A 12,064-nucleotide genomic window follows, 5' to 3' on the forward strand; every position below is an offset into this window, starting at 1 on the left:
GCCGTGCGTTCGTCCCCGGGACGGGGGCGCCCGTCGGAGGGCGGTGGCCGCGTCCGGACGCGGCCCGGGGCCCCTCGCCCTCAGACGGGGGAGGCGATCGGCGCACGCGCGCCGCGCAGGAGCGGGAGCACCTCCTCCCCCACCCGCTGGGCCTCCTCCAGGTGCGGCACCCCCGCCAGGATGAACGCGTCCACGCCCAGTCCGATCAGCTGGTCCAGGCGTTCGGCCACCTGCTGGTAGCTGCCGACCAGACCGAACGCCGGCCCGCCCCGGAGCAGGCTGAACCCGCCCCAGACGTGGGGCTCCACCTCAAGGTCGCGGTATCCGGTGACCGGGCCGTCGATGAAGGACAGGCTCCGCGCGGCTCCGACCGAGTCGCCCGTGCGCCACGCGGCGAGGGCTGACGGATCGGCCGACTCGAAGCCGGTGCGCACCACGTCCCAGGCCGCCCTCTCGGTGGCGCGCGCGACCACGTCCACGCGCACGGCGAACCTCGGGGTCCGCCCCAGGGCGGCGCTGTGGGCCCGCACGGACGCGAACTTCTCGGCCAGGGCGGCGGTCGGCTCCATCCAGGACAGGTAGTAGTCGGCGTGCCGCCCTGCGGCGGCGATCGCGGCCGGGGAGGACCCCGAGAAGTAGACCTCCGGGAAGTCCTCGGCGGCGAGGGCGTCGGGCAGCGCACCGTCCTCCCCCCGGTAGAAGCGGCCGTCGAAGGAGTACGGCCGTTCCTTCCACACCCCCTTGTGGACGTGCAGGAACTCCGAGGTGCGCGCGTACCTGTCGTCGTGCGCGACCTCGTCGCCCCACCACAGCTGGGGCGGTCCGCCGCCACCGGTGATGACGTTGTAGACCACCCTCCCGCCCGTGGCCCGCTGGAGGCTGGCCGCCATGCGGGCGGCGTGCACCGGGTTCAGGAACCCCGGCTGGAACGCGATCATGAACCGGAAGCCGCGGGTCTCGCGGGCGAGCAGCCCGGCCGTGGCCCACGGGTCGTCGGTGAAGGGGAACGACGGCATCAGCCCGCCGTAGAACCCGGCGGCCTCGGCGGCGCGGGCCACGTCGGCCATGTGCTCGATGTACGCGTAGCCGTCGTCCGCCCCTCGCCGGAGCGCCGGGGCGATGCGGCCGGGGCCGTGGGGCTCCCAGTCACCTCGTGTGGCGGCGCGTTCGGTGAGCGAGCGCTGGTCGCCGTGCATGCCGATGCGCCAGTAGAAGTCAGTGGACACGGAAGGCCTCCCCTGAGGCGGACGGAATCGGCGGCGGGAGCACGCGCCCGCCGGGCGGGCGGACGGCGGACAGGGTGCGCGGGGTTTCAGCGGGCACCGGAGGCCTCCCTCGCCGCGAGTGCCTCCAGGGCGGGCAGGACGTGCTCTCCCAGGCGGTAGGCCTCCGGCAGCGCCGGGGTGGCCTCCACGACGAACGTGTCGACCCCGCGCCCCGCCAGGCGGTCCAGTTCGGCCGCCAGTTCGTCGGGGGTGCCGACCAGCCCTTCGGGCACGGTGTGGCCGAGGCCCGCGAACCCGTCCCAGTGCCCGGTCACGCCCTCGGGAGGGCCGTCGTCCCGGCCCGTCTGGCGCACCGACAGCGACAGCTCCACTCCCAGGCGCACCTCGCGGCCGTGGGCCGAGGCGCGATCGGCCAGTGCGGCTCGGACGGCGTCCAGGTCGGCGCCGAACCGCACCAGGTGCACGTCGGCGTGTTCGGCGGACAGGTCCAGCTCCGCCTCTCCGGTGCCGGAGAGGTACACGGTCGGGAAGGGGTGTCCGGCGAGCGGATGCCCGAACCCGCCGTCGAGCACCCGGTAGAAGTCGCCCTCGAAGGTGTAGGGGCGCTGGTGCCACACGCCCTTCGCGGCGGTGAGGAACTCGGCGGCGCGCCGGAACGCGTCGGGCCCGGTCACGGTGTCGCCCTGGGCGGCGCGCGCGGCCGGGTCGCCGCCCACCGCCACCCGCCAGCCGAGGCGTCCGCCGGCGGCGCGCTGGAGGGTGGCGGAGACCTTCGCGGCGTAGACGGGGGTGGCGAACGACGGGGAGAACTCGGCGACCACGCGCAGGTGCCGGCTGTGGCGCAGGGCCCCGGCGGCCACGGTCCAGGGTTCCTCGCCGCCGGGGTCGTCGGGTGCCAGGACGCCGCCGAGCCCCGCGATCTCGGCGGCGCGGCCGGTCTGGAAGAGGTGTTCGAGCGGCCCGTACAGGCCGGCGCGCACGTCGGTGGCGACCGGGCCGAGCCCGCGGGCGGGCGGCTGCCGTGTGGGCAGGCGCAGGATCAGTTCGGGCATCAGGCGTCCTCGGGGACGGGCGGGACGAGGGCGTTGGCCTTCGCGGACACGGCCCTGGACACGTCGGGGCGCGTGGGCAGCAGACCGCCGCCGTGCAGGAGGTTCGCGGCGTGCTGCTGTTCGGCGACGAACTCGTCGGAGACCGGGTGCAGACCGAACGGGCGGGTGCGCAGGGCGTGCTCCCAGGCGTCCGGGTCGGTGTCGGGGTTGCCGCGCTCGCGTGCGTCGGCGACGAAGATCTCGGCGGCCTCGCGCGGGTTGCGGCGGATCCAGGCGTCGGACTCCTGGAGCGCGGCGAGGATCGCGGCGAGTTCGTCGGTGCGCTCCTCGGCGAAGTCGCGGCGGGTGAACCACAGGGACCGGTGGCTGAACAGCCCGTCGGTGGCGACGAGGTCGCGGATCGCGACCTGTGCCTCCACGGCGCCCAGGCCGGGGTAGGCGCCGACCCAGGCGTCGATGTCGCCGTCGAGGAACTGCCGGGAGGCGTGGACGCCGGTGTCGACCGGGACGATGTCCTTCCAGGTGAGGCCGACCCGTTCGAGGGCGAACAGGACCAGGGTGGTCTGCCAGGAGCCGTGGGCGATGCCGACCCGCCGTCCGGCCAGGTCGGAGAGGTCCTTGATATCGGAGTCCGCCTTGACGACGAGGCGGCCGTTCTCCACGCGGGGGCCGGAGATCGCCGCATAGACGACGTCGAGGCCGTGGCCCTGCGCGGTGACGGGCGGCGTGAACCCGGTGCCGATGAAGTCGTAGCCGCCGTCGAAGAGGTGGTCGGCGTGGACGGTGGGCAGGCCCTCGGCGGGGTCGGGGCGCTCTCCGGGGGCGAGGTCGCGCAGGTCGACCCACTCCACGTCGGGCAGGGTCCGTTCCAGGATGCCCCGGTGGCGGAGGACGAACAGGGAGTTGTTGTGCGGGAAGTAGCCGACCTTGGTCATGGTGCGGGGCTCCGTTCGGTGGGGTGGTGACGGTGGGGGTGGAACAGGGGAGGACGGGGTGGGAGAGGTCGGGGGCGACCGGGGGATCCGGGTGACCGTGGTGACGGTGGGATCCGGCTGGAGCGGGACCGCGGGCGGGTTGCGGAGCGGGCCGCGGAGCCGGACGGCGGCCCGGTCAGACGGGAGTGCCGGCCGCCAGGATCCGTCGGGCCTCGGCGAGGGGTTCGTGGGCGGCCCAGCCGCGCACGTCCACGGGTGCGGCGAGGAACCCGTGCCGGTGCAGGAAGCCCTGCTGGGCGTGGAGCAGGTCCAGCCGTTCGCCGGACAGGTCGGGTGCCAGGTCCGTGTGGAAGCCGTCTGCGTAGGCGCGCGCGACCCCCGCGGCCCCCGAGCGGGTCTCGGCGGCGAGGACGGCGCGGACGTCGTCGGGGTGGCCTGCGGCCCACGCGGCGGCCCGGAGGGTCTGGACCAGGAAGGCCGTGACGAGTTCGGGGTTCTCCTCCAGGGTGCGCTCGTGCACGGTGATGGGTCGCGGGGTCCCGTTGTTGACGCGGAAGCGGCGTTCGGGGGCGGCGTCCAGGTCCACGGCCACGACGGCTCCGACTGCGGCGGCCTCCTCGGCGGCGCGTGCTCCCTTGACGTAGACGGCGTCCACGCGGCCGTCGGCGAGTTCGGCCAGGCCCGGCCAGGAGGTGGCGCGGGCGTCGGCGCCGACGCTGGGACGGAGCGCCGAGGCGACGGTGACCCGCTCGACGTCGTCCAGGGCCAGCCCCGCCAGGGCGAGGGCTCCGGTGAACCCGTGCAGGGCCATGGCGCGCGGGAAGCTGCGGCCGGGGGTGGCCGCCCAGTCGGGAACGGCGACGCGGCGTCCGGCCAGGTCCGCGGGGCCGTTGATGCCGGAGTCCGGCCGCGTGAGGACGGACTGCCACTCGTCGATCCAGGTCAGGCCGATCAGGCGGGTGGGCGCTCCCTCGGAGCGGGCGGCCAGGGCGGGTACGTTGCCGCCCTCGCGGAACAGGCCGCGCAGCTGGTGGTCGAAGTGGTGGGCGGCGATCTCGGGCGGGGCGTCCTGGAGCACGCCCACGTCCAGGCCGCGTTCCCCGAAGGCGTCGGCGAGCCAGCCGAGGTGGTGGGCGAGTCCGCTGGCCGTGGGCACGGGGCAGCGGGTGTACCAGATCCTGTCCACGCCGCCGGGGGCGGCGGGAGCGGAGGCGTCGGACCGGGGCGCACCGCCGGCGGGCCCGGCCGTCGTGCCGGTGTCGTCGTGGACGGGTGCGCCGGTGGAGGCGGGAACGGTCATGGGGTGCTCCGAGGGTGGTGGGAGTGGGCGGGGTGCGGGGCCGGTCCCCGGGGGTGTGGTCAGGGCGTCGCGGAACCCCGGGCGGCGGGCGTCCGACCGCCGCCGGGTCGCCCGGACGCACCCCGAGGGGTGACGGTGCGTGGTCCTCGGGCCGTTCGGAGCGTCCGAACAGTCCTGCATGTCCGGTGGGCCAGGAGGCCGGGACGTCCGGGGCCCCTACGGGTCGGCGTCAGTGGGCGGTGTCGACGCCGAGCTCGGTGAGCAGGTCCCGGCGCAGCGCGAGCACGGCCGGGTCGTCCCGGTGGCGGGGGTGGTCGGTCCCGACCCTGCGGTCCAGGGCGATCCGGCCGCTGTGGAGGACGATGACCCGGTCTGCGAGCCGGACCGCCTCGTCCACGTCGTGGGTGACGAGCAGGACGGCGGGCCGGTGGCGGGCGCACAGCTCCGCGACCAGGTCCTGCATCCGGAGGCGGGTCAGGGCGTCCAGGGCGGCGAAGGGTTCGTCGAGGAGCAGGAGTTCGGGCTCCCGGACCAGAGCGCGGGCCAGGGCGGTGCGCTGGGCCTCGCCCCCGGAGAGGGTGGCGGGCCAGGCGCGCGCCTTGTCGGCGAGGCCGACCTCGGCCAGGGCGCGGAGGGCGGCCTCGCGGGTGGCGGGACCGCGCCGCCGGCCGAGGGTGACGTTGGACAGCACCCGTCGTGCCGGGATGAGCCGGGGCTCCTGGAAGACGGTGGTGCGGCGGGGCGGGACGAGGACCTCCCCGGCGTCGGGCGCCTCCAGGCCGGACAGGATGCGCAGCAGGGTGGTCTTGCCGGTCCCGCTGGGGCCGAGCAGGACCAGGAACTCGCCGCGCCGGATGTCCAGGTCGAGGCCGTCGAGGACGGTCTTGGCGCCGAACGCGCGGCTCAGGCCGCGGACGCGGACCGCCGTCGCGGCGGCCGGGTCCACGGTGGCGGGTCGGTGCGCGGGGGCTGGGGCGGGGGCGGGCTTCGCGGGGGCCCCGGGTGCGGGTGCGTGGGTGGTCAAGGCGGTTCCTCCGGGGTCAGCGGGCGGTGACCTGGCCGCGCCAGGGCATGAGCAGCCGTTCGGCCAGGCGGATGACCAGGTCGATGAGGATGCCGATGACGGCGTAGAGCAGGATGCACAGCACCATGTAGTCGGTGCGGAAGTACTGCTGGGCGAGGGTGACCAGGTAGCCGATGCCCGCGGTGGTGCCGATCTGCTCCGCCGCGATCAGGCCGGTGAGGCTCACGCTCATGCAGATGCGCAGGGCCATGAGGATGCTGGGCAGGGCGGTCGGGATGATCACCCCGGCCACGAGGCGGGGGCCGCGCAGCCCGAAGTCCCGGGCGGCCTCCACGAGTTTGCGGTCGACCCCTCGCACGCCCAGGTAGGTGTAGGCGTACATGGGGGCGACGGCGGAGACCGCGATCAGTACGACCTTGAAGGTCTCGTCCACCCCGAACCAGGAGATGAACAGCGGGACCAGGGCGAGGAAGGGCACGGCCCGCACGATCTGCATGGACGGGTCGACCAGTTCCTCGCCCAGGGCGGACAGCCCCGCGGCCACACCGAGCACGAGCCCGGCCGTGACGCCGACGGCCACGCCCAGGGCCGCGCGGGTGAAGGAGGCGGCCAGGAAGTCGACGAGCTGGCCGGTGGCGACGAGCTCGCGCAGCGCGTTGAGGACGTCGGGCGGCGTGGACAGGATCGCGGGGTCAACGAACCCGGAGGCCGCCCCCCACCACCACAGGACGAGGACGGCGGCGGGCACGCTCAGCCGCACGAGCAGGGAGAGACCGGGAGGGCGCCGTCGCACCCCCGGACGGGCGGGGCTGACCAGCCCGGCCGGGGCCGCGGGGTCGAGGGGGATCGCGGGTCCGGGGCGGCCCGCGGGGGCTCCGTCGGGCCGTTCGGTGGAAGGGGGTGACACGCTCATGCTGTCCTCCGCTCTGGTCGGGCTCGCGTGGTGGGTCAGCCGAGGGCGCCGGGCAGGTCGAAGACGACGTCCCGGGCGTCGACGGCCTCCGCGAGCACGCCGTGGTCGTGGAAGACTCCGCCGACGACCTCGATGGCGGCGAGGTCGTCCTCCTGCGGGTAGCGGGAGTCGGTCGCGGCCCGGGTCGTCTCGATCGCGTCGTCGAGGCGCTGCCCGGAGAGGGCGGTGGGTCCCTGGTCCAGGAAGACGTTCTGGAACAGCTCCGGTTCCTCGCGGCCCCGGGCGATGAGCTCGTTGTAGACCTCGTGGAAGACCTCGACCGCCTCGGGGTGCTCCTCCAGGAGTTCGACGCGGGCGGCGAACATGCCCAGGTCGGACTCGTCGACATCGCGGCTGGTGACGATGGTCTGCGCGCCGTTCGCGACCGCCTCGGGGTAGGCGTCCACGATCGCCCACCAGGCGTCGAGTTCCCCGGAGGCGAACGCGGAGGCTCCCTCCTGCGGGTTGAGGTACACGCGCTCGACCTCGTCGGCGTCGATGCCCTCGGCGTCGAGCGCGCGCAGGAGCAGGTACTCGCCCTTGCCCGCCTGGTTGACGGCGACGCGTCCGCCCCGGAGGTCGTCCAGGCTCCGGACGTCGCTGTCGGCGGGCACGACCAGGCCGTCGGCGAGCGGCGCCGGGGCGTCCACCGGGTCGGAGACGTTGAAGATGCGCAGGTCCTCACTGGTGGCCAGGGCTCCGACGGCGGGCGAGAGCGCGCCCTGCTGGATGTTGATGTCGCCGGTGCGCAGGGCCTCGCTGGCGGCGGTGAACGAGGCGTAGGAGCCGCCCCACTCGATGGTGGCGCCGACCTCGGCGAGGCGTTCCTCGAAGATGCCCTCGTGCTTGGCGTAGGCGAGGGGGCCGGCGTTGCCGGGGTCGATGAGGCGCAGGACCGCTCCACCGTCGTCGCCGTCGGCACCGTCCTGGCCGGTACCGCAGGAGGTGAGGGCGAACACGGCGGCCAGGGGGAGGACTGCGGTACGGAGGAGGGAGTGCATCGGGCGGTCGCCTTCTGGGTGCGGGAGACCGCGCTCGGCGGTGTCCCGGGGGTGGGGTGAGCGAACACCTCGAACAGTATTTGCCACTATGTGGCAATGTCAATCTTTCCAGTAGGTTTTATAGCCAATAGGCCCGTGGCGCACCGCACACCACCCCACCTGGACGGACGGGGGTTCGGGCCTCCCTGGGCATGCTCCGCGTAGACGGGAGCGGAGACCCCCCGACGCGGCGGCTCCTACACGGAGGGCCGCAGCAGCAGGCGCTGGAAGGCCGGCGCGAACTCCTTGGCCACCTCCGCCAGCTCCGCGAAGCGCTCCGGCGGGAGCGACCCGGCGTCGGCGCGCAGCGCCAGGGCCATGCGCACCTGTCCGAGCTCGTCCACCAGGGGCACCGCCACCGTGCGCTTGTAGGGGGTGATCTCGCGGTCGTTGGTGGCGTAGCCGTCGGCGCGGACCCGGACGAGGACCTCGGCCAGCCGGGCGGGGTCGGTGATCGTGTTCTCGGTGAGCGCGGCCAGCTCCCCGAGCCCGGACGTGTCGAAGCCGGGATCCCAGGCCATGAGCACCTTGCCCATCGCCGAGGCGTGCAGCGGGATGTACACGCCGATCCCCGCCTCGGGGTCCACCGCCTCGCCCGCGACGACCACCGCGCGCTCGCCGCTGCGGATGGCCAGGCCGGGCGAGGTGCCGGTGGCCTCGGCCAGGCTCTCCATCAGCGGCTCGACCCGGTACAGGCCGCGATGGCGGTAGAGCGCCTGTCCGAGTTCGGCCACGGCGGCGCCCAGCCGGTAGCGGGAGGTGGCGCCGTCCTGCTCCAGGAAGCCCTCGGCCACCAGGGTGCGGGCGAGCCGGTGGGCGGTGCTGGTGCGCAGGTCCAGGAGGCGCCCGAGGTCGGTGGCGCCGAGCTCGGGACCGTGGTCGCGGAAGCAGTGCAGGACCCGCAGGGCCCGGACCACCGCCTGGGAGCCGGGGGGTCGGGAGTCCTCCGCCATCGTGTCCCTTCGTCCGGATCAGCCCATCGGCCGGACCGGCCCGGTACGGGCGGATGGCGCGGGGATGGATGCAAGCTACCAAACCTCCGGCGCGGCCGGGCGCCGGCCCGCTCTCCCCCGAGCGCCGCGCCAGGGGCGGAGTCGGCCCCGCGTCGTGCGCCCCGCCAGGACGGACGGCGGCCGATGCTGCCGTCCGGCCCCTCTCCACAGGGAATCCGAATCTCCTAAAAACCCACTTGTTTAGTAGATTTACGCGCATGGAGCTACTCGTCGCCGTCCTGGCCGGATTCGCCGTCGCTGCCGTGACCGCCCCCGTCGGGATCTCGGGGGCCGTCCTCCTCCTTCCGGTCCAGATCAGCGCCCTGGGGATGCACGGCCCGGCGGTCAGCGCCACCAACCTGCTCTACAACGTGGTCGCCACACCACTGGGGCTGAGCCGCCTGGTGCGGACGGCGCGCGGCCACGGCACGGAGATGCTCGTGGCAGCGGTGGCGGCGGTGCCCTGCGCGGTCGCGGGCGCGGCCGTGCGCGTCACCTGGCTGTCCGATCCGGCGCACTTCCGCGCACTGCTCGCCGTGCTGATGCTCGGCATGGGGGCGCGCCTGCTCGTGGTCCGCCGTGCCCGCGCGGCCGCTCCCCCGCCCCCGGACACCCGGGGCGGGACCCGGCCCCGCGACGGCCGCTCCCTGCTCGCGCTCGCGGCGGGCGGCGCGGCGCTGTTCGGCGCCGCGGTCGGCATCGGCGGCGGTTCCCTGCTGTCGCCGCTGCTGATCGGCGCGGCCGGGTGGTTGACCGCGCGGGCAGCCGTGGTCGCCCTGACCACCACCCTGACCACGTCCGTGGTGGGCCTGACCGCCTACGCGCTCTTCGACCGGATCGGCTTCGGCGCGGCCCCGGCCGCCCCGGACTGGAGTGTCGGCCTGGCGCTGGGGGCGGGGGGCGCCCTGGGATCCCTGGTCGGCATCCGGCTCTCACGGCACCTGGGCGAACAGCCGCTGCGCTTCCTGCTCGGCGCGCTCATCACGGTCACCGGCGTGGTCTACCTGGTGGGCGTTCTGCACTGAGCGCGCCGGAGACCACCCGCGGTCGGACGGAGCAGGGCCGGGTCGCGACACGCGACCCGGCCCTGCGAGTACGCGGTGCCTCAGTAGACCTGCGCGTGGAACTGCGGGGCGGCGAAGGTGCCTCCCGTGGAGAAGTCCATGCTCCTGCCGCTCGGGATGTAGTAGTTGGGCGTCATCTTGTTGGCCCCACCGCTGTTCCTGATCCGCACGTTGATGCTCTCGCCGCCGTTGGTGCTCACGCTGGTGCACTGGCCGGAGCCGACGACGTAGGTCGAGAAGCCGCCGCGGGCGGGGAAGTGCGCGGTGGCGGTGTAGCCGGAGCCGACGTTGCAGAGTCGGAAGGTTCCCGCGGCAGCGGCCGGGGAGGCGGTGGCGATCGCGAGGCCGAAGGTGAGGAAGAGGCCGACGACCAACGACGAGGCCAGGGCCTTGCCTCTGCGTGAAACGGACATGTGCGTCTCCAAGACCGTAGGGGGTACTGACCGGCCGAACGGGGACCGGCGCGTGCCGGAGGATGTGGCACGACGAAGTCAACCACACACCGACAGTCAAAAGCCAGGTTTGTGTGGCTTTGCTGTTGGCTTCTTGTGTTTTTAGTTGGCTTTCGTTGGGTGTGCGACACGCACCGGACCGAACGACGCAACCGGGGCCGGCCTCGAAGACGCACCCCGCCGCCGTCCCACGGGAGGTCTCGACACCCCCGCCCCCGGCCACCGGTCCGCCCGTGCGGGGGACCGCCCCCGTCCCGGTGGGCGGGCCGGGCGGCCACCGGTCCGCACCGGAGCCCGCGCGGCCCGCTCCGGCCGCGCACACGTCGGGGGAGGACGCGCGGGTGCGCGTCCTCCCCCGTCTGCTCCGAACGGCCCGTACCGGTCAGGACGCGGTGATGCCCCAGCGGCGGCGCAGCGCCCGGTCCGCCCAGTTGAAGAACACGTCGATGACGATGCCGACGACCAGCACGATGATGATGTAGCTGAGCAGCCGCTCGGCGTCGTTGAGCTGGCGCGCCTGGCTGAGCGCCCACCCGATGGAGTTCTGCTGGTTGATGATCACCAGCAGCTCGCCGGCCATGAGCGAGCGCCAGGCGAAGGCCCACCCCTGCTTGAGACCGGTGACGAACATCGGCAGGGCCGCCGGGATGATCAGCAGCGAGTACCGCTGGACACCCCGCAGGCCCATCACCTGGCCTGCACGCAGCAGCGACGGGGACACGTAGTCGATGCCCGAGGTCAGTCCGCCCGCGATGGAGGGGGCGGCGCCCAGGACGATCACGAACATGATCGCCGACTCGCTGATGCCGTACAGGAGCATCGCGAACGGGAACCACACGATGGACGGCATCGTCTGGAGTCCGGTGATCAGCGAGCCGATCGCCACCCGCAGCGGCTTGAACTGCGAGACCGCGATGCCGATGATCACGCCCACGACCAGGGCCAGGGCGAAGCCGGTCAGGGCCCGCCGCATGGTGACCTGGACGGCCTCCCAGAACTCGGGGGTCGTCACCTCACGGAACAGGGTCGGCAGGACCTTGTCCGGGCCGGGGAAGACGAACTCGGTCCGCCACCCGGACCACACGACCGCCTGCCAGGCCAGCAGCACCAGGACCACCGCGGCCAGTTTGGGCCAGGTCGCGGCCCAGATCCTCCCCGCGGTCTCGGCCGCGGTGCGCTCCCCCGTGCCGCGTTTGGGCTGGAGTTCGAGGGCGTCGAGCCCCCGGACGCGGCGCTGGTCGTCCCGCACGTCGGTGTCAGGCATGGCGCGAGACCTCCTCACGGAGTCGGTCGGTGATGGTGGCGGCCTGCTCGGCGATCTGCACCGAGTCGATCCGGCGGGGGCGTTCGCCCTTCACCGGGAAGTCGTCGATCACCCTGCCGGGGCGGCTGGAGAGCAGCACGACCCGGTCGCCCAGGCGCACCGCCTCGCGCACGTTGTGGGTGACGAAGAGGATGGTCAGCTCCTTCTCCCGCCAGATCCGCTCCAGCTCGTCGTGGAGGATGTCGCGGGTCATGGCGTCCAGGGCGCCGAACGGCTCGTCCATGAGCAGCACGTCGGCGTCCTGGGCGAGGGCGCGGGCCAGGGCGACGCGCTGGCGCATGCCGCCGGACAGCTCGTGGGGGCGCTTGCGGTCGAAACCGGTGAGCCGCACCAGGTCGAGGAGCTCGGCGACGCGCCGCCGGCGCTCGGCCCTGGGCACCTTGTTGACCTTCATGGGCACCTCGATGTTGGCGCCCACGGTCAGCCAGGGGAACAGCGCGGACTCCTGGAACATCATCGCGACCTTGTGGCCGCCCGCGTCCACGCTCCCCGTCGTGGGCTGTTCGAGTCCGGCGACGAGGGAGAGCAGGGTGCTCTTCCCGCAGCCGGACGCTCCCACGATGGCCAGGAACTCTCCTGTGCCGACGGTGATGGACATTCCGTCGATGGCGGTCACGGCGCCCTTGCCGTGGCCGAAGACCTTGGAGATGTCCTCGATCTCCACGGCGGCGGTGCGCGCGGGTGTCTCGGTGACTGTGGTCAT

Annotated in this window: 12 protein-coding genes; 1 reads left to right on the top strand and 11 read right to left on the bottom strand. The window is 73.9% G+C overall.

Going from position 1 to position 12,064, the window contains the following annotated elements; genetic code table 11:
- Window positions 1-80: 80 nt before the first annotated feature.
- From Q8791_RS12260 to Q8791_RS12295, 8 genes are all read right to left on the bottom strand, one after another.
- Window positions 81-1,226 carry an LLM class flavin-dependent oxidoreductase gene (locus Q8791_RS12260; protein ID WP_330091782.1) on the bottom strand — a complete coding sequence of 382 codons (1,146 nt, stop codon included), beginning with the start codon at window positions 1,224-1,226 and terminating at the stop codon, window positions 81-83.
- Between the two features lie 86 nt (window positions 1,227-1,312).
- The gene (locus Q8791_RS12265; RefSeq protein WP_330091783.1) at window positions 1,313-2,278 is read right to left on the bottom strand and encodes an LLM class flavin-dependent oxidoreductase; all 966 of its coding nucleotides are present in this window, start codon (window positions 2,276-2,278) and stop codon (window positions 1,313-1,315) included.
- On the bottom strand, window positions 2,278-3,213 hold the full coding sequence (locus tag Q8791_RS12270; protein ID WP_330091784.1) for an ABC transporter substrate-binding protein: 936 nt from the start codon (window positions 3,211-3,213) through the stop codon (window positions 2,278-2,280). Before Q8791_RS12270 ends, Q8791_RS12265 begins: the two co-directional genes overlap by 1 nt.
- Window positions 3,214-3,388: 175 nt before the next feature.
- Window positions 3,389-4,513, bottom strand: a complete 1,125-nt coding sequence (locus Q8791_RS12275) for an ABC transporter substrate-binding protein (RefSeq protein WP_330091785.1) — start codon at window positions 4,511-4,513, stop codon at window positions 3,389-3,391.
- A 229-nt stretch (window positions 4,514-4,742) separates the two neighbouring features.
- The gene (locus Q8791_RS12280) at window positions 4,743-5,459 is read right to left on the bottom strand and encodes an ABC transporter ATP-binding protein (RefSeq protein WP_330091902.1); all 717 of its coding nucleotides are present in this window, start codon (window positions 5,457-5,459) and stop codon (window positions 4,743-4,745) included.
- Between the two features lie 94 nt (window positions 5,460-5,553).
- Window positions 5,554-6,450 (bottom strand): ABC transporter permease, encoded by an 897-nt coding sequence (locus tag Q8791_RS12285; protein ID WP_330091786.1) that lies wholly within the window; start codon window positions 6,448-6,450, stop codon window positions 5,554-5,556.
- Window positions 6,451-6,485: 35 nt separating this feature from the next.
- Entirely contained in the window at window positions 6,486-7,490 is a 1,005-nt protein-coding gene (locus Q8791_RS12290; RefSeq protein ID WP_330091787.1) for an NrtA/SsuA/CpmA family ABC transporter substrate-binding protein, read from the bottom strand.
- A 236-nt stretch (window positions 7,491-7,726) separates the two neighbouring features.
- Window positions 7,727-8,482: an IclR family transcriptional regulator gene (locus Q8791_RS12295; protein ID WP_330091788.1), complete on the bottom strand. Its 756-nt coding sequence runs from the start codon at window positions 8,480-8,482 to the stop codon at window positions 7,727-7,729.
- A gap of 257 nt (window positions 8,483-8,739) precedes the next feature.
- Between Q8791_RS12295 and Q8791_RS12300 the strand changes: the two genes are divergently transcribed.
- A complete protein-coding gene (locus Q8791_RS12300) occupies window positions 8,740-9,546 on the top strand; it encodes a TSUP family transporter (protein WP_330091789.1) in 807 nt (268 codons plus the stop codon).
- 80 nt (window positions 9,547-9,626) lie between these two features.
- Here the strand turns inward: Q8791_RS12300 and Q8791_RS12305 are convergent, their stop codons facing one another.
- The 3 genes from Q8791_RS12305 to Q8791_RS12315 form a co-directional block, all read right to left on the bottom strand.
- Entirely contained in the window at window positions 9,627-9,998 is a 372-nt protein-coding gene (locus Q8791_RS12305; RefSeq protein WP_330091790.1) for a hypothetical protein, read from the bottom strand.
- A gap of 421 nt (window positions 9,999-10,419) precedes the next feature.
- Window positions 10,420-11,301, bottom strand: coding sequence for an ABC transporter permease (locus tag Q8791_RS12310; protein WP_330091791.1), 882 nt, complete (start codon window positions 11,299-11,301; stop codon window positions 10,420-10,422).
- Window positions 11,294-12,064 carry an ABC transporter ATP-binding protein gene (locus Q8791_RS12315; protein ID WP_330091792.1) on the bottom strand — a complete coding sequence of 257 codons (771 nt, stop codon included), beginning with the start codon at window positions 12,062-12,064 and terminating at the stop codon, window positions 11,294-11,296. Before Q8791_RS12315 ends, Q8791_RS12310 begins: the two co-directional genes overlap by 8 nt.

It is taken from the genome of Nocardiopsis codii (genome assembly GCF_036327455.1).
In the GTDB taxonomy this organism is placed as follows: Bacteria; Actinomycetota; Actinomycetes; order Streptosporangiales; family Streptosporangiaceae; genus Nocardiopsis; species Nocardiopsis codii.